Genomic DNA, 23,378 nt, shown 5'->3' on the forward strand with positions numbered 1-23,378 from the left:
GGCCGCAACCCCCCCCAACCCCCCCCCCCCCCCCCCCCCCGCTCCCCCCCCCCCCCCCCCCCCCCCCCCCCCCCCCCCCCGGGGCAGGGCGTCCAGCGCGGTCGTGAAGCACGTGACGGCCACCTCGCGCAGTTCGGCGTCGGCCAGTCCGCCGCGGGCCGCGTCGAGCCACAGCGGGTTGTGCGGCGCGGGCAGCCCCAGCGTCCGCTCGGCCAGCGGCTTCACGGCCCGGTAGGCGGTCTCGGCGGCCTCCGGGTCGTCGAACAGCGCCGCCGTCACGGCCAGCGGCACGATCCAGCCGTCGTCCCCGGGCTGCGCGTCGATCATGCGCAGTTCCAGGTGACCGCGGGGCCTGACCGGCGGGAACAGTGTCGTGACGTGGTAGTCGAGGTCCTCCCTCGTGGGCGGTCTCGGCACCCCCGTGCGGATCCACTCCCGGAAGGTGAGCCCCTTGGGGACGTCCCAGGGCTCGCCGTCCAGCCGGACGCACATCACGGGGGAGTCCAGCACGTGCCGGGCCCAGGCGCCGCGCGGGTCGGTGTCCAGCGGCGGTCCGCCCGCCCGGCCGGCGCCGATCCGCGTCCACAGCAGCTGCCGGGTGGACATCCAGCCGGTCGGCCGGTGACCGGCGAGCGGGGAGCTGGCGAACGCGGCCACCAGGACCGGGCCCAGATGATGGGCCAGCCACCAGCGCCGCACCAGGCCGAGGGGCCCGGGCTCCTCGTGGCCGGCGTCCAGGCACACCTGCACGGAGGCGGTGGTGCACATCATGGCGCGGCCGGAGGGGCCCGTGCGGTCCAGGCAGCGTTCCATGGCGTCGTAGCGCGGTTCGCGCAGGAACCGGCGGGGTTCGTGCCAGGGATCGTGGCCGAGGCCGACGAGCGCGAGATCCTGTTCACGCAGGACCGCTCGGACGGCGTCGAGGTCGGCGGAGACGGTGGCGATGCACTCCGTCAGCGAGGCGGCCGGGGGCGAGCTCAGCTCCAGCTGGCCGCCGGGCTCCACGGTGAGCGCCGACCTCAGGGACAGGTTCCGTACTGCGGCGTAGGCCGCTTCGAGCCGTTCGGGTGTGACGGGGAGCTGCGGTGCGCGCAGCTCGTGGACGAGCCATTCCACCTCGACCCCGAGGCGGCGTGGCGGGCCGGTTTTGAAGCAGATGCCGCGGACCAGGGCCTCGACGTCTGCGGCGGACAGAGCGGTGGGTGGCTCGGTACAGCCACTGACCGAATCGGACATGTCGGGATCCTCCTGAGATTCCACCATGCCATCGGTCCGGGCTCTTGGCGGCCCGGGCCGGGATCACTCGTTCCACCCAAGACCTTCATGCCGCTCGGCACAAGGGGGCTAACCGGGGCGTTCCGGGCCGGTCGTCGGGGCTGACCGGACGTTTCCCGGGGCTTTCCCCGGCGTTCTCCGACGACGGAAACTCCGTTGCGCCGCGGATCCGGCATCACCCACCATGCCTGCGTGAGCACGACAAAGAAGACCGCGGGGCGCGCGGTCACGGCGCATACGGGGGTGGCGCCGTGAGCGCGCGCCTGCGCGGTATCGCGCGGCAGACCGAGCAGATCGTGGCGGCGGGGGCCTACCGGGCGCCGAACGGCCGCGAGGTGTCGATCGCCGGGGAACTGCGTGCGGCGCGCGAGGGCACGCGCCTGTACGGCCCGGAACCGGTACCGGTGCCCTCCGTTCGGGTGACACAGGCGCAGACGCGGATCGAGGTCACGGGCGAGAGCAGCCTGGAGGCCGCCCGCCGGCTCGGCGGGGAGGTGGCCGTGCTGAACTTCGCCTCGGCCCGCAATCCCGGCGGCGGCTACCTGAACGGCGCCCAGGCCCAGGAGGAGGCCCTGTGCCGGGCCTCCGCGCTGTACGCCTGCCTGCTCCAGGCCCGCGCCTACTACGACCACCACCGCGCCCACCGCGACCCGTTCTACACGGACCGTGTCATCCACTCACCCGCCGTGCCCGTCTTCCGCGACGACCGGGGCGAGCTGCTGGACGAGCCGTACACCGCCGGCTTCCTGACCTCGCCCGCGCCCAACGCGGGCGTGGTGCTGCGCACGGCACCCGAACGGGCCCCCGAGCTGCCGCGAGCCCTGGCCGTCCGGGCCGAACGGGTCCTGGAGACGGCCGCCGCCCACGGCTACCGCCGGCTCGTGCTGGGCGCCTGGGGCTGCGGGGTGTTCCGCAACGACCCGGCCCAGGTGGCGGGGGCGTTCCGGGCGCTGCTGGAGCCCGGCGGACGGTTCGCGCGGACCTTCGAGCACGTGGCGTTCGGGATCCTGGACCGGACCCGGGACCGCGCGGTACTGGGTGCCTTCGAGAAGACCTTTCAGGTCCAGCCGTAGCGTTCCTGCAGCCGGCGCCTGACCCGGTTGAACCGCATACGGTCCACCGCGCAGGCCTCCCGGCGCATCCCGTCCTCGTGCAGGCGCAGCACCCGGTCCACGCCGACCCACGAGAACCGGCCCGACCGGTCCCACGGCCCGCTGCCGATCGGCACCCACTCGCGGTCGCCGTCGTGCTCCCGGCTGGACAACTGCACGGCGAGGAACGTGCCGCCGGCCTCGCGGGCGACGACGAGCACCGGGCGGTCCTTGCCGCGCCCGTCGTTCTCCTCGAAGGGCACCCACGTCCAGACGATCTCCCCGGGGTCCGGGTCGCCGTCGTGCGCGGGGGAGTACTCCGTACGGACCCGGCCCACCTCGCGCGGGTCGGCCTGGACGGTGGCGGAGGGGCCGTGGCGGCCCGGGACGTTCTCATCGGTAAACGGGGTCACGGGGGCACCCTAGAGGCTGCCCCCGTGGTCACACCCGGCGGGTCACCTGTCGTCCACGGGTACTTTCTGGGCCTGCCCGTTGAGGGGTGAGGTGCCCTGCGGCGCCTGCCCGTTCCGGTCCATCGACGCGAGCAGCTGGCGGGCCAGGCCAAGACCCGTGCCGCCCATGGTGAGCGCCTTGGCGAACATGTCCGCCATGCCGTCGGCGCCGTTGAGGACCACCATGTTGTCGACGTTGCCGAAGGCGGACGCTCCGGCCTTGACGATCTCCGGCCAGTTCTCGGCGAGTTGCTGGGCGACGACGGCCTCCTGGTTCTCGGCGAGGGCGGCGGCGCGGGCCTTGATGGCCTCGGCCTCCGCGAGACCCTTCGCCTTGGCGGCCTCGGCCGCGGCCAGCCCCCTGGCCCGCGCGGCCGCCGCCTCGGCCTCACCGGTGGCCCGGGTGGACTGCGCGGCCGCCTCGCCCCGCGCCTTGGTCGCCTCGGCCTCGGCACCCGCGGCCGTCTTGACCCGGGTCGCCTCGGCGGCGGCCGCCAGCTCCGTCTCCTTCGCCTGGGCCTCGGCCCCCGAGATCCGCGCGTCGCGCTCCGCCTCGGCCAGGGTGCGCGTCTCGTAGGCCGCCGCGTCGGCGGGCTTGCGGACATCGGCCTGGAGCTGCTGTTCGCGCCGGTGCGCCTCCAGCTCCGCCACCCGCGTCTCCTGGACGACGACCTCCTGCCTCGCCCCGGCCTCGGCGAGCGGACCGGCCTGCCGGGCCTTGGCGGCGGCCTTGTCCCGCTCGGCCTGATAGCCGGCCTGGAGGATCTCGCTGTCCCGGGTGGCTTCCGCCATCCGGGCGAACGACTGCTGCTCGGCCTCCGTGGCCAGCCGGTTCGCCTCCGCCTGCGCGATCCGGGCGTCCCGCTGCACGGCCGCCGCGTGCGGCATGGCCAGATTCCGGATGTACCCGGTCGGATCCTCGATCTCGTGGATCTGCAACGAGTCCACGATCAGACCCAGCTTCTCCATCTCCGTGCCGCACGCGGCCCGCGTCTGCCCGGTGAGCTTCTCCCGGTCCCGGATCATGTCCTCGACCGTCAACCCGCCCACGATGGAACGCAGATGACCCGCGAACACGTTGTGCACCCGCTCCGACATCAGCTTCTGCTGGTCGAGGAAGCGGCGGGCCGCGTTCGCGATCGACACGAAGTCGTCGCCCACCTTGAAGATGACCACGCCCCGCACCCTGAGCGGAATGCCCTGGTGGGTCACGCAGTCCACCTGGAGTTCGGTCTCGTTCAGGTCGAGCGAGAGCTTGCGCACCGCCTGCACACCGGGCATCACGAGCGTGCCGCGCCCGGTGACGATGCGGAACCCCATCCCCTCCTCGATGCCCTCCGTGCGGTGCTTGGAACCCGAGATGATCAGTGCCTCGTTGGGTTCGGCGACCCGCCACATGAGCTTGAACAGACCGATCACAACGAGCACGGCGGCAACCGCCGCCCCTGCCACGACGCCGACGACCATCGGCATTCGCCCCCTTTGGATGGTGCCCTCTCGGCACCGAACGAAGGGGAGTGTGCTCCTGCGCGGGGCCCGGGTACAGACACCGGCGCATCCTTGTCCAAACCTTGACGCGTACGGCCCTCACCTGCGTCGCAGCGGGCTCAACTGTCGTACGCCGCCATGACGTAGACGGTCCTCGGAGGCAGGTACTCGACCACCGTCACGACCGTGCCAGGCTCGATGCGGTCGGTCGCGGTGGCGGGGTGGGCGAGGAAGTGCTCGGCGCCGCCGCGCACCCGGACGATCACCTCGCCGACCAGCCCGGGCCCGATCGTTCCGGTGACCCGTCCCACGAGCCCGACCATCGACGCGTCCGCCATGACAGACAGCCTACGGTCGCTCAGACGGCAGCGGAACGTGCCGTGACCGGCGGCGACGGCCACTTCTCGAACCAGCGCAGCTCCGCCTCCAGTTGCGCCGCCACCTGCACCAGAAGCGGCTCACTGTCGGCCGGCCCCAGCAACTGCGCCCCGACGGGCAGGCCGTCCGCCGTGAACCCGGCGGGCACATTGACCCCCGGCCAGCCCAGCACGTTCCACGGCCAGGCGTACGGACACGCGGCGATCATCGCGCGGTCGGTGGCGAACCCGCTGAGTTCGAGCAGGGCGCCGATACGGGGCGGGGGAGCGGCGGTCGTAGGCGCGAGGACGACGTCGTACGAGGTGAAGAACCCTCCGATACGGCGGTGCAGGACGGCCTCCGCCCGCCGGGCCGCCCGCAGCGGGGCCCCGCCGAGCAGCCGGCCCAGCCGGGCCGCGTCCCGGGTGCGCCGGTCCAGCAGCGCAGGGAAGGGCGCCTCGCCCACCCGCTCGGCGATCCCGGCCGTCGCGCGCGGCACGAAGGTCAGCCCGATCTGCCCGTACGGCGGATCCGCCTCCTCGACCGTGTGCCCCAACGCGGCGAGCCGCTCGGCGAGTTCGACGATCCGGGTCCGTACCTCGGGCAGCAGCCGGGCGGGCACCGCCGTGAACGGCGGCTTGAGGGAGAGCGCGATCCGCAGCCGCCCGGGGTCGCGGCCGACGGCGGCCGAGGCGTCGACGGGCCGCGGCCGGTGCGGGTCCTGCGCGTGGTTGCCGCTCGCCGCGTCCAGCAGCAGGGCCGCGTCGGCGACCGTACGGCCCAGGGTGCCGTTGACGGTGATGCCCTGGAAGGACTCGCCGCGCGGCCAGGTGGAGACCCGGCCGCGCTGCGGTTTGATGCCGACCAGATGGGTCCACGCGGCCGGGATCCGCACCGAGCCGGCGCCGTCCGAGCCGAGCGCGGCGGGTACCAGCCCGGCGGCGACCGCGGCGGCCGACCCGCCGGAGGACCCGCCGGGCGTGTGCTCCGTGCTCCACGGGTTGCGGGTCGCGCCGAAGGCGGGCCCCTCGGTGAAGGGCCACTGCCCGAACTCGCAGGTGTTCGTCTTGCCGACGATCACGGCTCCGGCCGCGCGCAGCCGCCGTACCGCCTCGCCGTCCTCGGCGACCGGCGGGAACTCCCCGCAGCAGCCGAAGGCCGTCGGCTCGCCGGCCACGTCCATGTCGTCCTTCACGGCCACGGGGACACCGAGCAGCGGCTTGCGCGTCCCGGCGGCCAGCTCCCGGTCGGCCGCCTCCGCCTCGGCGAGCGCGGCCTCGGCCCGCACGATCCGGAAGGCGTTGAGGCTGCCCTGCGTCGCCTCGATCCGCGCCAGCGTGAGCTCCACCAGGGCGCGGGACGTCACCTCCCCTGCGGCCAGCGCACGGGCGGTCTCCGCCAGGCCTGCGGCGCGGTCGAGCGTCATGCGGACACCTCCGGAAGCGTGCGGTCTACCGAACGGTAACGTCCGGTGGCCGGTGGCGGAACAGCGGCGACGGAAGTGGATGTCCACCGATCCTCTCCGGGCTCTGTGACTCTCGTGGCGGCTCTCGTACAAACCATTGACGCACTTCTGCCTCAGCTCTACCTTCTGACCGACTTTCCGAACCTTGTTCGGTATTTCGACCCTCTGAGTCGAGAGCGAGCCCCACATGACCCCCCGACCCGCCGGCCAGTCCCGCCGTACCCTGCTGCGCGCCCTGGCCGCCCTGCCCGCCTCGGCGCTGCTGCTCGGCGAAGCCCCCGGACTGCTCGGCAGCGCCCTGGCCGCCGCACCCCCGAACGGCTCGGCCACTCGCTACACGATCGTGCCGTTCCTCAACAGCGACGACGGCACGGTCAACGTCTACCAGTCGGACGACGCCACCGACTTCCGGCTGCTGCGCTCCTCCGCGTACACACCACCGGCGGGCCGGATCCGCGACGCGAGCGTCCTCAGACACACCGACGGCTTCTACTACGTCACCTACACCACGCACACCTGGCAGGACACCAGCTCGACCATCGGCTTCGCCCGCAGCTCCGACCGCGCCAACTGGACGTTCCTGTACGACTACACCGTCCCCGTCGCGAACCTCTCCCGCGCCTGGGCGCCCGAATGGTTCGTCGACAGCGACGGCAGCGTCAACGTCATCGTGTCCTGCTCCACCACGAACGACGAGTGGATCTTCACGCCGTACCGGCTGAGGGCCACGAACTCCGCTCTCACGGCGTGGAGTTCACCGGTCGCCCTGTCCGGCATCGGCGCCAACCACATCGACACGTTCATCGTGAGGATCGGCTCGACGTACCACGCCTTCCCGAAGAACGAGACGACCAAGTACATCGAGTACGCCACCGCCTCGAACCTCACCGGCCCCTACACGATCCGCCGGACCGGCGACTGGGCGGGCTGGGGCGGCTACCGCGAGGGCCCCGCGCTGGTCCAGCTGGACAACGGGGGCTGGCGGATCTTCTTCGACGGCTACGGCGACGGCAACTACTACTACAGCGACAGCCACGACACCTTCGCCACCTGGTCGGCACCGGCCGCCCTGCCCGCGATCTCCGGCACCGCACGGCACTTCACCGTGGTGAAGGAGACGGTCCCGGGCGGCCCGAGCCTGGCACGTAACACCACCCGCTCCTTCCGGTCGGCCAACTACTCCACCCGCTACTGGCAGCAGCAGTCGGCGCTCCTCAACCTGCCCGTGGTCAGTGGCTCCAGCACCACCGCCGAGAAGCAGGCCGCCACCTTCACGGTCGTCGCGGGCCTGGCCGACGCGAACGGCTGCTCCCTCCGGGACACGGCCGGCAACTACCTGCGCCACTGGGACTTCCGCGCCCGCTTCGACCCGAACGACGGCACCAGCACCTTCGCCAGGGACGCCACGTTCGTCCTCCGGGCCGGCACGGCGACGGGTTCCGTCCGCTTCGAGTCGTACAACTACCCCGGGCACTACCTGCGCCACTACGCGTACCAGCTCCGCGTGGAACGCTCGAACGGGACGGACCTGTTCCGTCAGGACAGTTCGTTCGTGCCGGTGACGGCTTGGGGGTGAGCTGCGGCCCTGCTGAACTGGGCAAACGCGATGACGGTTGCGGAATACTTCCCTCCTCTTCCGCTTCGTGGACCTGGCGCGAGTGTCGGCCGCAGGTGCTTGGCGTAGAAGTCCGTGAGCTTGGCTGCGACCTGCGGGACGCGGGCGCGGAGAGATCATCTCGACCCCCTCGAACGGGAAGTACTCCATCTGCTGGCTGAGACTGGCCCCACCGGCCGCCTCCCTCGTGCGGGCCTTGCCCGACCGGTCGAGGAGGTCGCGGGTATATTTCGGCGACTGGGTGTCTCCGACGCCGTTGCGCCGGGCGCGGCCGAGGTCGAAGGTGCTCACGCCCGCGACCGCCCTGATCCGGTGCTCGGTCTGTGCGGTCTTGACCGAGTAGCCGCCGCCGGCAGGCCGGGACCACTTCGAGGGCCGTACCTGGCGCGGCTGGCACCACCACGTCACCCTCGTCACCGCTTCTTCAGGACCTGCTGAGGTGGTGGACCGGTACTTACACCATCTGCGGACGGCGCCTGCCCAGCCCTCGGAGCAGCCACAGACAGCCCAGAACCCAACGAAGCACTACTGGTGGCCTGCGCCGGTACTGATAGGCCTGGCCTATACAGGGCATCGATTTTTGGTCGTGGACCCTCTGCCCGGCCGCCCGGTTCACTGTGGCGCAAGCTGGCGTGCGCCGATCGGGCTCGGTGTCGCGCGATCAGGGAGGCTGCAATGACGCATACCCCGGGCAACGGACGAGCCGGACAGGCCGCGCGTATCGCGGCGAAGCCGTGGTACCGGCAGTTGTACGTCCAGGTGCTGGTGGCGATCGTGATCGGCATCGTGCTGGGTTGGCGGTGGCCGGATCTGGCCACTGACATGGAGCCGATCGGCACGACGTTCATCACCGCGATGAAGATGCTCATCGGTCCGATCGTCTTCCTGACGATCATCGGCGGCATCGCGGGCGTCGCGGACCTGAAGAAGGTCGGACGCACCGGGGCCAAGGCACTGGCCTACTTCCAGATCGGCACGCTGGTCGCGCTGCTGACCGGACTGGTCGCCATTAACATCTTCCGCCTCGGCGACGGCGTGCACGCCGACCCGGCGACCCTGAGGACGTCCGGCGACGCGAGCCAGTATGTTTCCCAGGGAGAACACCAGCACTGGTGGGAGTTCCTCACCAACATCGTGCCGAACAGTTTCTTCGGCCCCTTTGTCGAGGGGGACATTCTCCAGGTCATCTTCCTGGCTGTGGTCTTCGGCATCGCCATCAAGATGGTCGGCAAGACCGGCGAACCGGTCATCGCCGCCGTGGGGCGCCTGACCGAGGTCGTCTTCAAGGTCCTGTCCTTCGTCATGAAGGCCGCGCCTCTGGGCGCATTCGGCGCGATGTCGTACGCCATCGGAAAGTTCGGGCTGTCCACGCTGACCAGCCTCGGCTCACTGATCCTCCTCTTCTACGTCACCTCGGCGCTGTTCGTCGTGCTCGTGCTCGGCGGCGTGCTCGCCCTGTATGTGCGGCTGAACATCTTCCAGCTCTTCCGCTACTTCAAGGAGGAGTTCTGGCTGATCCTCGGCACCTCGACGGCCGAGCCCGCGCTGCCCGGACTGATGCGCAAGATGCAGTTCATGGGGGCGGAGCGGTCCACGGTCGGCCTGGTGGTGCCGACCGGCTACAGCTTCAACCTCGACGGCGCAGCGATCTACCTCTCGCTGGCCACTCTGTACATCGCCCAGGCCACCGACACCTCACTCTCCATCGGGCAGCAACTTGGGCTTCTCGCCGTCATGCTGCTGACATCCAAGGGCGCGGCAGGCGTCGCGGGCGGTGGTTTCATCGCGCTCACAGCAACGCTGTCGACGGTCGGTACCGTCCCGGCCGCGGGCATCATGCTCATCTTCGGCATCGACAAGTTCATGTCGGAGTGCCGGGCGCTGGTGAACTTCTTCGGCAACGCCGTCGCCACCCTGTTCATCGCCAAGTGGGAAAACGGCCTGGACCTGGAGCGGGCCCGGCTGGTGCTGGCCGGCAAGGCGGGCGATCCGCCCCTGACCACCGAAGCCGATGACGTCATCACCGAAGCCCAAGCCGACGCTGAAGACGCCCGGCCGGTCGCCGCGGCTCCTGCCCCGCAGACCGCTCCGGTGACGTCCTGATGGTGGCCGTTCTGATCGCCCCGGACAAGTTCAAAGGCTCCCTCAGCGCCGACGAAGCAGCCCGCGCACTGGAATGCGGGCTGCTGGAGGCCGCCCCCCTGACTCTGGTCAACCGACTCGCGTTGGCGGACGGGGGAGAGGGGAGCGTGGCCGCCGCCTGCGCGGGCCCGTTCAGCCCCGAGAAGATCACGGTGGCCGGGCCGACCGGCCGCCCCGTCACGGCCGAGGTCGCGCTGCGCGGCCGTACCGTCCTCGTCGAGGCGGCGGCCATCTGTGGACTCGGCGTTCTGCCGGGCGGGCGCAAGGTGCCGCTCACGGCCACCAGCCGGGGTATCGGCCAGGCCCTCCGGTACGCGCTGGCCGGCGGGGCGGACACGATCGTCCTCGCGCTCGGCGGAGTCGCCACCACCGACGGCGGCGCGGGCATGCTGCAGTCCCTGGGCGCGGTGTTGGCTGGGGAGGACGGTAGCCCCATAGGCCCGGGTGGCGCGGGACTGGCCGCCCTGCGCACGGCCCACCTCGCGGGCGCCCGCGGGGCCTTGGCGGGAGTCGACCTCGTCCTCGCCACCGACGTGGACAATCCGCTGCTCGGGACGGCGGGCGCGGCCGCCGTCTACGGTCCCCAGAAGGGGGCGTCCGCACGCGAGGTGCGGGAACTGGACGACGCGCTGGCCGGCTTCGTACGGCGACTGGCAGCGGCGGGTGTCGCCGAGGCGGCAGATCTCGCCGATGCCCCAGGTGCGGGCGCGGCCGGCGGGCTCGGATACGCCGGGATGCTGCTGGGCGGACGGGTGCGGTCGGGAGCGGACTACTTCCTCACCCTGCTCGGTGCCGACGAACTGCTGGCGGGGAGCGACTTCGTCATCACCGGTGAAGGCAGCCTCGACGAGCAGTCTCTGTCGGGCAAGCTGCCGGTCGCGCTCGCCCGCCGGGCGCGTCGGCAGGGCACACCGGTCGATGCCGTGGCCGGCCGCTGCACTCTGCCTACCGACAGGACCGCTGCCTACTTCCGCTCCGTCCATGCCCTGACGGACCTGACTGCCCAGGACTGTGCGAACGACGGCGCCCTGTCGGCGCGACTCCTCGCCCAATGCGGTCGGATGATTGCCGACCGCTGGATCGGACGCGAAGCGACGCAAACCAACAGGTAGGCTCGCTCCGCCTGTGGTACCAGCACAAAGCGGGGAGACGCCGTGGACGCCCGGCAGCTGGAGTACTTCCTCGCCATCGTCGAGCACGGCGGTTTCAGCAAGGCCGCTGCCGCCCTCCACGTGGCCCAGCCGTCGCTGTCCCAGGCAATGGCGAACCTGGAGGCCGATCTCGGGCTGGCCCTTTTCCACCGGGTGGGGCGGGGCGTCGTGCTGAGCGAAGCCGGTGCGGAACTGCTGGAGCCGAGTCGGCGCGTGCTGCGGGACATGACAGCCGTACGGGACACCGCGGCCGCGCTCGCCGGGCTGCACGGCGGCGGCGTCGAGGTCGCCACCATGCCCTCGCCCGGCATCGAACCGCTCACCACCCTCATCCACCGCTTCACCGAACTGCACCCGTCGGTGACGGTGAGCACTCAGGCCGCCTTCACCCCGGACGAGGTCGTCTCCCTGGTGCGCAGCGGCGCCTGCGAACTGGGCCTGCTCGGCAGCGCCGCACCCGTGCACCCCTCCGGGCTTGACGTCCTGCACGTCGAGGACCAGCCGTTCGTCGTCGTCGCCGCACCCGGCGGGACGATCCAGGACGACGTCACGATCCGGCCCGAGGACCTGGCCGGCCAGAAGCTCATCGCCTCCCGCACCGGCAGCCTCATGCGCAGCATCGTTGACGACATCACCACGGGCGGCACCGGCACCGAGATCGTGACGGTCGTGGACCACCGGACGTCGATCCTGCCGCTGGTTCTCACCGGGGTGGGTGTTGCGGTGCTGCCCTCCTCCTGGACTCGGCTCGCCCGCCGTTGCGGTGCCGTGGTCGCGCCCATCGAGCCGACCGCTCACCTCCACGTGGCCATGGTCAGCCTGCCCGCGCACCTCACGCCGGCCGCGCGGGCGTTCCTCGTACTCACCAAGTCCTTGGCCGAGCGCCGGGCGCGGTCCGCCTGACGCGAGACCGATCGGCCAGGCCTATACGTCGTATCGAAAGCAGGTCTTGGACGCGCTGTGACGCTGGTGTGTTGACTCGAACCGACCGCACGACAGCGAGCCGGAGGCATCCATGACAGCCGCACCCCGCACGTTCCGCATCGCCGCCATCCCCGCCGATGGGGTGGGCAAGGAGGTCGTCGCCGCCGGGCGAACCGTCCTGGACGCCCTGGCGGACAGCTCCCGTGATTCGGCGGACCCCTTCGCCTTCGCCTGGGAGGAGTTCCCCTGGGGCTGCGACTTCTACGAGCGCACCGGCAAGATGATCGACGACGGCGGCCTGGAGCGGCTGAAAGACTTCGACGCCATCTACTTCGGTGCCGTCGGCTGGCCCACAGTCCCCGACCACGTCAGCCTGTGGGGCCTGCGCCTGAAGATCTGCCAGAACTTCGACCAGTGGGCCAACGTCCGCCCCGTGCACTTCCTGCCCGGCGTCCAGAGCCCGCTGCGCAAGGCCGATGACACGGAGCTCGACTGGGTCGTCGTCCGCGAAAACAGCGAGGGCGAGTACGCGGGTCTCGGCGGCCGCAACCTCGGCGGACGCGGGCCGGGCGGTGAAGTCGCCGTCCAGTCGGCCCTGTTCACCGAGGTGGGCTGTGAGCGAATCATGCGGTTCGCTTTCGACCTGGCCCGGACCAGGACGAACAAGAAGGTTTCCTCGGTGACCAAGAGCAACGCCCAGCAGTACGGCATGGTCCTGTGGGACGACGTCTTCAAGCGGGTCTCGCTCGACTACCCGGACGTGCAGACGGAGAGCGTCCTGGTGGACGCGATGTCGGCCAAGTTCGTCCTGCGGCCGGAAGACCTGTCGGTCGTCGTCGCCTCCAACCTGAACGCGGACATTCTCTCCGACCTGGGGAGCGCGCTGGCGGGCAGCCTGGGCCTGGCGGCGAGCGCAAACCTCAACCCCGAGCGCCGCTTCCCCAGCATGTTCGAGCCGGTCCACGGCTCCGCCCCGGACATCGCCGGCCAGGGTCTGGCCAACCCGATCGGCGCGGTCGGCAGCGCCGCGTTGATGCTGGAGCACTTCGGCCTGCCCGACCAGGCGGCCCGTCTGAACAAGGCGATCGAGGTCACGACCGGTGCGGGCATCCTCACCCGTGACGTGGGCGGCACGGCCACGACCGAGGAAGTGACCAAGGCGCTGATCGACGCCCTCGACGTGTGACGCCTTGAAGCGCCGCCATTCGTTCGCTCACACGGCCCTTGGCTGCTCGTCACCGACGGCGTAACCGGGGAACATCGGTGTCGGCTTGCGAAGGCGTATCCGGCGCTGGAGGAGTTCGGGGAAGGCGTCGGGGTGACGGGACTCGGCGCGTTTGCCCGAGGAGACGTCCTGAGGCGGGACATGCCTGAGGCCCCGGGTGTTCCCGGGGCCCACAGGCTGGCTGCTGTTCGGTGGGTTACCAGCGATACCAGCGGCCCTTGCGGCCTCCTGCGTTCGCGCTGCGCAGCACGAAGCCCAGCAGCCAGACGACCAGCACGATGACGGCGATCCACCAGAGTGCCTTCAGCGCGAATCCCGCGCCGAAGAGGACCAGGGCCAGAAGCAGGACGAGAATCAGGGGAACCATAGTTATCAACCTCCGTCGCTCCTCGTGCCCGGTGATTTGAAGAACACGCGGCCGATCTACCTGGTTTCTTCATCATTCTTGCGGGAACTGGACACAGTTTCGTTACTCTCACGGCCGAGCGGCTGCATCGGCACCACCAAGTTCACCAGCGCCGTGGCCCTGAAGACGTACCCCAAGAACCCGGCCCAGGCCACCCACCCGCTGCCCTGGTTCAGCCCCTTCGACTCGCTGAAAACCTTCACCATCCAGTACCTGCTGAGCGCCCCGAGAAGACCAAGGCCACTCCGGACGCCGCCGGGATCGAGTACTCCACCAGCCCGGCGACAATGCCGCCCAGTGCTTCTGGCTCGACCTCACCAAGTACCTCGGCCGCTGCCCCGACCACCCTCCTTCACCTCCCACCAGCCCGAAGACGTCGCCAACGCCGTGAAACGCCTCGCCACGGCGCTCGGCAAGCTGAAGGCGGCGGGGCGGGCCCATTCAACGCGGCCGTCTACCAGCCCACAACGCCCTGGCGTGGCCTGCAATGTGCGTAACCCACCCTCGTGGGCTTCGTGGTGGCCTCCGGTAGGACGGCTTCGACCGCGGGGCCCGTTTCCCACGCGCGACCCGGGCCGCGGTCGGAGGGTGTGCGGACTTCGAGTTCGGCACGGAGCTGAGGACGGGCATGAAGCACACGGTGTGGTACTCAGCGGTCCGGTCAGGCCATCCGGATCAGTAGGGTCCGGCCGGCGCGGTCGATGACCGGATCATCGTATCGGCGAACCGGTGCATGGCTCCCCCCCCCTGCACGGCCTGCCTGCGAGTGCCGGGGCCGTGCAGGAGCATTGCTGCGCTTCTACGGAGTGACCCGCGTGAGAAGCTGCGCACGCGCGGTGGCGGCCCGAGGAAGCCGCTGGCGGCGCGGAGAGGGGAAGCATGGACATCCGGCAGCTGGAGTACTTCCTGGCCGTCGTCGACCGCGGCGGTTTCAATCGGGCGGCCTCGGTGCTCTATGTGTCGCAGCCGTCCTTGTCGCAGGCTGTGCGTGCGCTGGAGCGTGATCTGGGAACGGAGCTGTTCCATCGGATCGGGCGTCGGGCGGTGCTGACGGAGGCAGGCCAGGCGCTCATCGAACCGGCCCGTGCGGCGGTGCGGAGCCTGGAGGTCGCCCGGGCGAGCGTGGCGTCCGTGCACGAACTGCGGGAGGGGCGCCTGGATGTGGCGTCGATGCCGTCTCAGGCGGTGGAGCCTCTCACGACGTTGATCCGTTCCTTCGCACAGCGCCATCCGGGCGTGACGGTTGTTGTCCAGGCCGCCTTCACTGCCCGCGACGTCATCGACGCGGTGCGGACAGGGGCTGCGGAACTGGGCCTGCTGGCCTCTTCCGGCACGGTTCCGGACACGGAGGTCTGCGCGCATGTGCTGGGCGAGCAACGGTTCGTGCTGGTGGTGCCGCCTGGAAGTCCGTTCGCCGGCCGGCAGGTCGTGGGGTACGAGGAGTTGGCGGGTCAGCGGCTGATCGTGGGGCAGCCCGGGACCGGGATGCGGGCGTACGTCGACTCTCTGCGGGAGCAGGGCGTCGACTTCACCGTGGCGGCCGAGACCGAGCACCGGGTGTCCCTTCTGCCTCTGGTGCTTGCCGGCGTCGGGCTCGCGGTGGTGACGGACTCCTGGCGGGAGATCGCCCGGCAGACAGGAGCCGAGGTGCTCGACATCGAACCCGCGACCACGCTGCACATCGCACTGATCAGCCGCCGAGGTGTCCTGTCCCCCGCGGCCGCCTCGTTCTGGGCGATGGCCGCCCCCGCCCTCTAATAGGATCTGCTTATAAGGGAAATCCGGTTTGCGTCTTGGACGCGCCGGCGTGCGTGTTGCTGCAATCAAGGGCATGACGAACCACAGCATCGCCCTCATCCCCGGTGACGGCATCGGCGCCGAGGTACTGCCCCCGGCGCAGCAGGTCCTCGATGCCCTCGGCCGACGGCACGGCTTCAGCCTCTCCTACACCTCCTACGACTGGTCGTGCGAGCGGTATCTGCGCGAGGGCGCGATGATGCCCGCCGATGGCATAGACCAGCTCCGTGACAAGGACGCCATCCTGCTGGGTGCGGTGGGCTACCCGGGCGTGCCCGACCATGTCTCGCTGTGGGGGCTGCTGATCCCGATTCGCCGCGGCTTCCGGCAGTACGTCAATCTCAGGCCCATCCGCGTCTTCGAGGGCATCGACAGCCCCGTGCTGGGTGCGCGGCCCGGAGACGTCGACTTCGTGGTCGTCCGCGAGAACGTGGAGGGCGAGTACAGCGAGGTCGGTGGGCGGCTCAACCGGGGATTCCCGGACGAGATCGCTGTACAGGAAGCCGTTTTCACCCGGGTCGGCGTCACGCGTGTGCTGGACTACGCCTTCCAGCTCGCCGGGCAGCGCGACGGCCGGCTGACCTCCGCGACGAAGTCGAACGGCATCGTGCACACCATGCCGTTCTGGGACGAACTCGTCAGCGAACGGGCCGCCTCCTTCCCGCGGGTCAGCTGGGACCAGGAGCACATCGACGCCCTCGCGGCGAAGTTCGTGCTCGCCCCGGCCCGGTTCGACGTCGTCGTCGCCTCCAACCTCTTCGGCGACATCCTCAGCGACCTCGCCGCCGCGGTGGCCGGGTCCATCGGCATCGCGCCGGCAGCCAACCTCAACCCCGAGCGGGAGTTCCCCTCGATGTTCGAGCCCGTGCACGGATCGGCTCCCGACATCGCCGGGCAGGGCATCGCCAACCCGCTGGGCGCGATCTGGTCGGCCGCCATGATGCTCGATCACCTCGGCCACCCGGACGCGGCCAAGGACATCACCGGCGCCATCGCCGCGGTCCTGGCCAAGACCGACGTGCGCACCCGTGATCTGGGGGGCACCGCCACCACGGCCGAGTTCACCGACAAGCTCCTCGAACTGCTCTGACCCACCCACCGGGCTGACGTGGGGCGCGGACCGAAGCAAGGTCGGTTGCCAGGAGACCCGCGGCACATCAGCCACCGGGCAGCGTGGACGACGCCGCCCCACACACGGCACCGGCCGTCCCCCGGGCCTGTCCGAACCCCCGAGCCGCGCGCCCCACCGGTCCCACCTTCGTGTCGGTCCCGCCCGCGTCCCGGTTGCGCCCCGTTCCTCAACGAGGAGAACGTCATGGCAGCACCCGCAACCTCCGCATCAGACCAGGCCGGAACAACCAGGAAACCCTGGTATCGCCAGCTGTACTTCTGGGTCCTGACCGCCATCGTCACCGGCATCCTCACCGGCTGGCTGTGGCCCTCCGTCGGCACCGCCCTGGAACCGGTCGGCACGACCTTCGTCGCCGCGATCAAGATGCTGATCACGCCGATCGTCTTCCTGACCATCGTGGCCGGCATAGGCAGCGTCGACAGCCTCGGCCGGGTCGGCCGGGTCGGGCTCAAGTCCCTGCTGTACTTCCAGGCCGGCACCCTCGTCGCCCTGCTTCTCGGCCTCATCGCCGTCAACGTCTTCCAGCCCGGCGCCGGAGTCCACGCCCACCCCGGTGACCTTCGCCTGGAAGGAGCCGCCGGCCAGTACGTCAAGGACGGCCAGAACCAGGACTGGTGGCACTTCCTGACCGACCTCGTACCCACCAGCGCCGTCGGTGCCTTCGCCGAGGGCAACATCCTCCAGGTCATCTTCTTCTCGGTCCTCTTCGGCATCGCTCTCAAGGCCGTCGGCACCGTCGGCGAACCCCTCGTCGACGGCATCCAGCGCCTCAGCACCGTCGTCTTCAAGATCCTTCACTACGTCATGCTGGCCGCCCCCGTGGGCGCCTTCGGCGCCATGGCCTTCACCATCGGCAAGTACGGCATCTCCACCCTGACAAGCCTCGGGCAGCTCATCGGACTCTTCTACGGCACGTCCGCGTTCTTCGTGATCGCCGTCCTCGGCGCGGTCACCGCAGCCCTGCGCATCAACATCTTCCGGCTGCTGCGCTACCTCCGTGAGGAGTTCGTCCTCGTACTGGGCACCTCGTCCTCCGAGAGCGCCCTGCCACGGTTGATGGTCAAGCTCGAAGGACTCGGCATCCGCCGCGACATCGTCGGACTCACCGTCCCCACCGGCTACTCCTTCAACCTCGACGGCAGTTCCATCTACCTCTCCCTCGCCGCCGTCTACATCGCACAGGCCACCGACACCCCCCTGAGCCTCGGCCAGCAACTCGGCCTGCTCGCCGTCATGATCCTCACCTCCAAGGGGTCAGGCGGCATCACCGGCGCCGGCTTCATCGCCCTCGCTGCCACCCTCACCACCGTCGGCACCGTGCCCGCCGCCGGCATCATGCTCATCTTCGGCATCGACAAGTTCATGTCCGAATGCCGCGCCCTGACCAACCTCGCCGGCAACGCGGTCGCCACCCTCGTCGTCGCCCGCTGGGAGAAGGCACTCGACACCGCACACGCCAACACCGTTTTGCGCACGGGCAAGCCCTGTCCTGTTCCCGAGCAGGAACCTCAACCGGAAGCAGAACCGTCGACCAGCCTTCCCGCTCAGCTGCCTTCCAAGGTCTGACCAGGAACACGACGTCCCGGGCTTCATGTCGCGCCAGGCCCGGGCAGGCGCACGCCCGACGCGTACGCCGACTCGGTGCCCGGCCCGCATTCGGCCGGGCACCTTCGTCTGCCCGGCGCCACGAGTCCCCGATGGCGAACTGGTCGTGGGGGCGGGGGACCGTACGTCGTTCGAGGCGTCGCAGCCGCACGCGGCCGCCTTCCACCGCACCGCGCGCCGGCTCGACGGGCCCGCCCACCTGATCGTTCTCGATGTCCTGCAGATCGACGGTCTGCAGGGGTTGCACATTGCACGTCGCGGCCGGATCGATCGTCCTGACCGTGTTGCCGGCCCCGGTGCCGGTGTGGGTGAGTGCCCTGCTACTGATCCCGGTCGGGCTGGGCGGGCCGCTGGTGATGCCGCCGACCACCGCGGTGCTGCTGAGCAGGTGGCGGCCGAGCAGACCGGCACCGCCGGCGCACACACACCAGCACTCACAGCCAGGGCTACCTCAACGGTGGCGTGGAGAGTGGCGAGCGGGCCGCTCACGAGGTGCTCACCGCGCTGGGGCGGTAGCGCGTATCGACCACACCTCGACGCTGCTCCGGGGCGACGGCCGCCGCTTCGCGAACGCGGCGACGTCGGCGGTCTCGCCCTAGCCGGTCCGTTCGGCCAGAGCGACGATGATTCCCGAGGGGCCGCGGAGGTTGCAGAGCCGGTAGACGTTCTCGTACCGCGCCACCTCGCCGAGGAGTTCGGCGCCATGCCGACGCAGGCGGCTGATCGTGTCGTCGTCGACGGCGAACATGACGCGGTGCAGGCCCCGAGTGTGGGGTGGCGGGTTGAGCAGTCCGGCGGTTATCGCCTCGGGGGCGAGGAACTTCGTCAGCTCGAGCTTGCCGTGGCCGTCGGGGTGCGCATCATCGCGATGGCGCTGCGGACCCCGTCGAGGCCGAGCATCTGGTCCGCACCCATTCCCTCGATCTGCGCTTCGCCCTCCAGCTCCATGCCGAGCTCGGTGAAGAAGGGGACGGCAGCCTCCAGGTCGTCGACGACGATGCCTAAGTTGTCCATCCGCTGAATCGTCACGGGGTGCTCCTTCTTTCGCGCAGTCCGCCAGTACCTAGCTTTCCGGTGAGGGGACCTCCATGACCGGCGCACCCGACACCGTCGCGCGAATCGCTTGGATGTGGAGTTCGATCTGGGCGGTGAAGAGGGCGTCGTCGTCGGACGTGACGGCGAGAGCCGGCACCCGGTTCAGTCTTGGTTCCTCACGGGCCACATTGGCGTAGAGGGCGGCGAGCGCGGCGTCGTCCTTGCGGCGGATGTCCGCGTCGAGGGATTCACGCATGGCGTCCACCGTCAGCAGCCCCATCAGCGTGTCCGTGAAGAGCTGGTAGTGGAAGAGAGCCTGCTCCTGCGTCAGTCCGGCGTCCAGCAGCACCCGGAGAAGGGCGAGGGCCACAGCCTGGTCACCCGGGCCCCCGGTGTTGCGGTAACCGAGCCAGGCGAGGGTGACGGCATGGCGGCGGCCCACCTCGCGGCCGAGATCGGCCATGCGGTGGAGATCGGCGGCCCAGTCTTCCCCCGGCGTGAAGCGGTCGGCGATCTCCACGAAGATCTGGTCGGCCAGGGCGAGCATGAGCTCGTCCTTGTCGCGGAAGTGCCGGTACAGCGCCGTCGCCACCACGCCCAGCCGGCTGCCCAGGGCGCGGAAGGTCACCCCCGCCGGCCCTTCGGCGGTGCTGATCTCCACCGCGGCCTCGATGATCTCCTCGCGGGTGAGCGTGCTGCCCCGGCCACGCCCTCGAACGGTTCCTGCTTCCCGCACGTGCTGTCCCTCCCGGTGCCTGCCCCGGCCGTGCCGACCTTCGCTGCTGTCGGTGATCCTAGGGAAAAGGTGAGTACACAGTCTAGACAACAGTGTTCACATCACTGTTCAATCCTCGGCAAGCCAAGCCCCACCGCCACGCTGGAGCAGCGATGCCGATTCCCGTACAGCGCGCCGAACCCGCCCCCGTCCCCGACACCGCGACCCAGGTCATGGTCGCGATGCGGGACGGGGTACGGCTGGCCACCGACGTCTACCTGCCGCCCGGCCCCGCCCCGGGCCGCCGGCTGCCGACGGCACTGGTCCGGCTGCCCTACGACAAGAACAGCCGCTACGTCTTCATGGACCGCATCGCCGCCTACCTCACAGCACGCGGTTACGCCGTGGTGGTCCAGGACGTGCGCGGCAAGTTCCGCTCCGAGGGCGAGACCATGCCGTTCGTGCACGAGGCCGCCGACGGATACGACACCCTTGACTGGATCGCCGGACAGGCCTGGTCCGACGGCCGGGTGGGCATGTTCGGCGACTCGTACTACGGCGCGACGCAGTGGGCGGCCGTGTCGGCCGGCCATCCGGCGCTGCGGGCGATCGCCCCCCGGGTCACGGGCGCCGACGGCATCCGCCCCGACTACTGGCAGCAGGACGGGATCACCCAGCTGTTCGGCGCGCTCTACTTCGCCGCCTACTGGACCGACCGGTGGGCCTACGAGTTCACGCCCGATCTGACCCGGCGGCCCCTGGCCGCTGTGATGGACGCGATCGCGGAGGGCATCGGAGCCAGGCCCGCGATGTGGGACGCCTTCTTCCCCGAGGTCAGGACGCTGCCCGCGTTCCCCGACGGGCACCCCTTCGACGGCCGTCCGATCCCGGTGCTGCACCAGGCCGGCTGGTTCGACAACTGCTTGCAGCCGAGCATCAACGACTGGGCGGAGCTGGCTGCCCGCCCGCAGTGGGCGCCGCTTCAGTACCTGCACGTCGATTCGATCGACCACGAGGGATACCACCTGGACGACGTCCCGGTGCCGCCGGAACTGGACCACGCGATCGAGGACACGGCGGTGGAGCGCTTGTTGCCGCGTCACCTCGATCCGCTGGTGGAGTTCTTCGACGTCTTCGTCAAGGAGCGGCGGCCCGCCGCAGGGCTGCCGCGGGTGCGCTGGCACCACGGCCATGTCGGCGACCGCACGGCATCGTCCTGGCCGCCCCCGGGAGCCCGTACGCTCCGGCTCTACCTGTCCGAAGCGACGAGGGCGTCCCTCGACGACCGCGGCGGCGCGCTGACCGCGGACACGCCGGTCGGGGAGCACTCCGCGCGCTGGGTGCACGACCCCGCGGATCTCGTGCCCAGCCTCCTGGAGGACTCCTTCTCCGCGGTCCGCCATCACCTGGACGAGTCGCCGCTGCACAGCCGCCCGGACGTGCTCACCTTCACCACCGCGCCCTTCACCGACCCGCTCGACCTGGCGGGCCCGGTCCGCGCCACGCTGAGCGTCGGCACCGACGGACCGGGCGCCCACGTCTACCTCAAGCTGCTGGATGTCGCTCCCGACGGCTCCGCCCACGTCCTGGTCCGAGGGCAGCGGTCGATACCGGGCGGCTTGCCGGCCCCGGCTGACTTCGACCTCACCCACACCGGCTACCGGGTACGGCCCGGGCACGCCCTGCGCCTGCACATAGCCTCCAGCGACTACCCCACCTATGTGCCCCACCCGGGTACGGAGGAGAACCCCTGGCTCGCGGCGTCCGGCAAGCCCACCACGCAGACACTCACCGTCGGCGGCGAACAGCCCTCCCGGCTCTCCCTGACCGTCGTCGGCTCGGAGGTTCCGTCATGAGCGCCCCGGCCCGGTGGCGGCGCCTGCTCGCCGTGACCGTGGCAGCGTCGGCCCTGGCCCTCGGCGTGGCCGGCTGCACCGGACTGCCTCCCGCCACCCTGGGCAGCGAGGCCCTGCGGTCCACCTCGGACCCGGCCGGCGGGCGGCTGTCCTCGCTGGTGTGGGACCTGCCGATGGGCGAGCCCACCACCCTCGACTACCAGCAGGCCGGCGACTTCTCCCCGTACCACGTGGTCAGCAACCTCTGCGACAGCCTGCTGCGCCTCAACCCCGACTACAGCACCTCACCCGGCCTCGCCAGGTCCTGGGAGCAGCCCGACGATCGCACCCTGGTGCTGCACCTGCGCGACGACGTCACGTTCTGGGACGGCACCCCCCTGACCTCGGCGGACGTGGTCTACAGCCTGAAACGGCAGCTCGACCCGAGCGCCGTCGCCGGCTCCTTCTTCGTCAACGTCAAGACGATCGAGGCGACCGGCAGCCACACCGTCACCGTCCGCTTCACCAAGCCCGACGAACTGTTCCTCAAAGAACTCGCGACCACCGCCGGGACCGTCGTCCAGGCCCGCCAGGCCCGGCGGGCGGGCAAGAAGTTCGGCACGGCCACCGGGGGCATGATGTGCTCCGGACCGTTCGAACTGACCAAGTGGACCTCCGGCTCCAGGATCGAACTCAAGGCCAACCGCCACTACTGGGACGCCGCCTACCGGGCCCGGGCCGACAAGGTCACCCTGCTGTTCGTCACGGACACCACCGCCCTCACCCAGGCCCTCGCCAGCGGCGCCATCGCCGGCGCCTACGAGGTCCCCAACTCCGCCCTGCCCACCCTCAAGGGCAGCCCCAGGGGACAGCTGTACTTCGGCCCCAGCCTCAAGTCGCTGCAGATGATCCCCATCCAGCCCACCGGTATGTCCGCCAACCCGGACATCCGCCGGGCCCTCAGCCTCGCCGTCAACCGCGAGGAACTCGCCCGCACCGTCTACCGCGGCGCCGCCGCCCCCAGTACCACCGTGCTCCCGGAGACCGGCTGGGACCCCGAGGCCGAGGACGCCTACCGGGCCGCCGCCAAGTCGATGCCCCTCGCCCACGACGTCCCCACCGCGGCGGACCTCAAGGAGGCCAGGGCCCTCGTCGCCAAGCACCGCGACGACCTTCGCCCCGCCGTACTGGCCGTACAGGCCGGCTCCCAGGACCTCATCAACACGGCGACCGTCATCCAGCAGGCCGCCGAGTCCATCGGTATCAAGCTCACCGTCCGCCAGCTGCCCGCGCTCCAGTTCTCCAGCGTGTTCTACGACCCCTCCTACCGGAAGGGCCTGGACTTCGCGCTGGCCGAGACGTTCCTCGACATCCCCGACCCGCTCGACTGGGTCCCCAACCTGGCCCTCACCGACGGCATCTTCAACTGGGCGGGCTACTCCGACCCGGCCGTCGACTCCGCGCTGGCCAAGGCACAGCAGACCAGCGACCCGAAAGCCCGCGCCGCCCTCATCATCGGGGCACAGCGCCGGTGGGAGGCCAAGACGCTGGCCGTCCCGCTGCTCTCCCTGCACGAGGTGACCTACATGAACAACGGCATCACCGGCGCCCCCACCTCCTTCGCCTACATCTTCTCCCCGTCCCTCGCCCGGATCGGACGCAGGTGAG

The 23,378-nt window shown here is 70.6% G+C and carries 18 protein-coding genes and 2 pseudogenes; 12 read left to right on the plus strand and 8 right to left on the minus strand.

The genetic code is table 11. The features are described 5' to 3' along the window. On the minus strand, window positions 1-1,236 hold a 1,236-nt coding region (gene egtA / locus ACZ6I3_RS07015; protein WP_469412397.1), incomplete at its 3' end, for an ergothioneine biosynthesis glutamate--cysteine ligase EgtA. A 290-nt stretch (window positions 1,237-1,526) separates the two neighbouring features. Here egtA and ACZ6I3_RS07020 point away from each other — a divergent pair. After that, complete coding sequence (locus ACZ6I3_RS07020; protein WP_469412398.1) at window positions 1,527-2,348, plus strand: TIGR02452 family protein; 822 nt, start codon at window positions 1,527-1,529, stop codon at window positions 2,346-2,348. Here the strand turns inward: ACZ6I3_RS07020 and ACZ6I3_RS07025 are convergent. The 4 genes from ACZ6I3_RS07025 to ACZ6I3_RS07040 all read right to left on the minus strand — a co-directional run bounded on the left by ACZ6I3_RS07025 (window position 2,333) and on the right by ACZ6I3_RS07040 (window position 6,089). Next, a complete protein-coding gene (locus ACZ6I3_RS07025; RefSeq protein WP_399017164.1) occupies window positions 2,333-2,779 on the minus strand; it encodes a type II toxin-antitoxin system PemK/MazF family toxin in 447 nt (148 codons plus the stop codon). The genes ACZ6I3_RS07020 and ACZ6I3_RS07025 overlap by 16 nt on opposite strands. 42 nt (window positions 2,780-2,821) lie before the next feature. Continuing rightward, window positions 2,822-4,291: an SPFH domain-containing protein gene (locus ACZ6I3_RS07030; RefSeq protein ID WP_469412401.1), complete on the minus strand. Its 1,470-nt coding sequence runs from the start codon at window positions 4,289-4,291 to the stop codon at window positions 2,822-2,824. Window positions 4,292-4,425: 134 nt separating this feature from the next. Further along, window positions 4,426-4,644, minus strand: coding sequence for a hypothetical protein (locus ACZ6I3_RS07035; RefSeq protein ID WP_469412403.1), 219 nt, complete (start codon window positions 4,642-4,644; stop codon window positions 4,426-4,428). Between the two features lie 20 nt (window positions 4,645-4,664). Continuing rightward, the gene (locus ACZ6I3_RS07040; RefSeq protein WP_469412404.1) at window positions 4,665-6,089 is read right to left on the minus strand and encodes an amidase; all 1,425 of its coding nucleotides are present in this window, start codon (window positions 6,087-6,089) and stop codon (window positions 4,665-4,667) included. 226 nt (window positions 6,090-6,315) lie between these two features. Between ACZ6I3_RS07040 and ACZ6I3_RS07045 the strand changes: the two genes are divergently transcribed. The 6 genes and pseudogenes from ACZ6I3_RS07045 to ACZ6I3_RS07070 all read left to right on the plus strand — a co-directional run bounded on the left by ACZ6I3_RS07045 (window position 6,316) and on the right by ACZ6I3_RS07070 (window position 13,146). After that, entirely contained in the window at window positions 6,316-7,704 is a 1,389-nt protein-coding gene (locus ACZ6I3_RS07045; protein ID WP_469412406.1) for a glycoside hydrolase family 43 protein, read from the plus strand. Between the two features lie 394 nt (window positions 7,705-8,098). Continuing rightward, window positions 8,099-8,248: pseudogene (locus ACZ6I3_RS07050) on the plus strand (IS701 family transposase); the annotation flags it as partial. Window positions 8,249-8,418: 170 nt separating this feature from the next. Continuing rightward, on the plus strand, window positions 8,419-9,846 hold the full coding sequence (gene dctA, locus ACZ6I3_RS07055; protein ID WP_469412408.1) for a C4-dicarboxylate transporter DctA: 1,428 nt from the start codon (window positions 8,419-8,421) through the stop codon (window positions 9,844-9,846). Then, entirely contained in the window at window positions 9,846-10,997 is a 1,152-nt protein-coding gene (locus tag ACZ6I3_RS07060; protein WP_469412410.1) for a glycerate kinase, read from the plus strand. Before dctA (ACZ6I3_RS07055) ends, ACZ6I3_RS07060 begins: the two co-directional genes overlap by 1 nt. Before the next feature lie 42 nt (window positions 10,998-11,039). Then, on the plus strand, window positions 11,040-11,939 hold the full coding sequence (locus ACZ6I3_RS07065; RefSeq protein ID WP_469412411.1) for a LysR family transcriptional regulator: 900 nt from the start codon (window positions 11,040-11,042) through the stop codon (window positions 11,937-11,939). A gap of 112 nt (window positions 11,940-12,051) precedes the next feature. Beyond that, window positions 12,052-13,146, plus strand: coding sequence for a tartrate dehydrogenase (locus ACZ6I3_RS07070; RefSeq protein ID WP_469412412.1), 1,095 nt, complete (start codon window positions 12,052-12,054; stop codon window positions 13,144-13,146). A 235-nt stretch (window positions 13,147-13,381) separates the two neighbouring features. On the opposite strand, the gene ACZ6I3_RS07075 is transcribed toward ACZ6I3_RS07070, so the two are convergent. Next, window positions 13,382-13,552 carry a hydrophobic protein gene (locus tag ACZ6I3_RS07075; RefSeq protein ID WP_469412414.1) on the minus strand — a complete coding sequence of 57 codons (171 nt, stop codon included), beginning with the start codon at window positions 13,550-13,552 and terminating at the stop codon, window positions 13,382-13,384. Window positions 13,553-14,470: 918 nt separating this feature from the next. On the opposite strand from ACZ6I3_RS07075, the gene ACZ6I3_RS07080 reads away from it, so the two are divergent. From ACZ6I3_RS07080 to dctA (ACZ6I3_RS07090), 3 genes are all read left to right on the plus strand, one after another. Further along, a complete protein-coding gene (locus tag ACZ6I3_RS07080) occupies window positions 14,471-15,349 on the plus strand; it encodes a LysR family transcriptional regulator (RefSeq protein WP_469412415.1) in 879 nt (292 codons plus the stop codon). A 73-nt stretch (window positions 15,350-15,422) separates the two neighbouring features. After that, entirely contained in the window at window positions 15,423-16,478 is a 1,056-nt protein-coding gene (locus tag ACZ6I3_RS07085) for a tartrate dehydrogenase (RefSeq protein WP_469412417.1), read from the plus strand. A 225-nt stretch (window positions 16,479-16,703) separates the two neighbouring features. Next, the gene (gene dctA / locus ACZ6I3_RS07090) at window positions 16,704-18,086 is read left to right on the plus strand and encodes a C4-dicarboxylate transporter DctA (RefSeq protein ID WP_469412419.1); all 1,383 of its coding nucleotides are present in this window, start codon (window positions 16,704-16,706) and stop codon (window positions 18,084-18,086) included. A 634-nt stretch (window positions 18,087-18,720) separates the two neighbouring features. On the opposite strand, the pseudogene ACZ6I3_RS07095 reads toward dctA (ACZ6I3_RS07090), so the two are convergent. Next, window positions 18,721-19,154, minus strand: a pseudogene (locus tag ACZ6I3_RS07095) (VOC family protein). Window positions 19,155-19,188: 34 nt separating this feature from the next. Continuing rightward, window positions 19,189-19,896, minus strand: coding sequence for a TetR/AcrR family transcriptional regulator (locus ACZ6I3_RS07100; RefSeq protein WP_469412421.1), 708 nt, complete (start codon window positions 19,894-19,896; stop codon window positions 19,189-19,191). Window positions 19,897-20,048: 152 nt separating this feature from the next. Between ACZ6I3_RS07100 and ACZ6I3_RS07105 the strand changes: the two genes are divergently transcribed. Together ACZ6I3_RS07105 and ACZ6I3_RS07110 are read left to right on the plus strand one after the other, a co-directional pair. Continuing rightward, window positions 20,049-21,731, plus strand: coding sequence for a CocE/NonD family hydrolase (locus ACZ6I3_RS07105; protein ID WP_469412422.1), 1,683 nt, complete (start codon window positions 20,049-20,051; stop codon window positions 21,729-21,731). Continuing rightward, window positions 21,728-23,377 carry an ABC transporter substrate-binding protein gene (locus ACZ6I3_RS07110; protein ID WP_469412424.1) on the plus strand — a complete coding sequence of 550 codons (1,650 nt, stop codon included), beginning with the start codon at window positions 21,728-21,730 and terminating at the stop codon, window positions 23,375-23,377. The genes ACZ6I3_RS07105 and ACZ6I3_RS07110 overlap by 4 nt, the downstream gene beginning before the upstream one ends. Window position 23,378: the final 1 nt, after the last annotated feature.

Source organism: Streptomyces sp. NPDC041940, assembly GCF_055589465.1.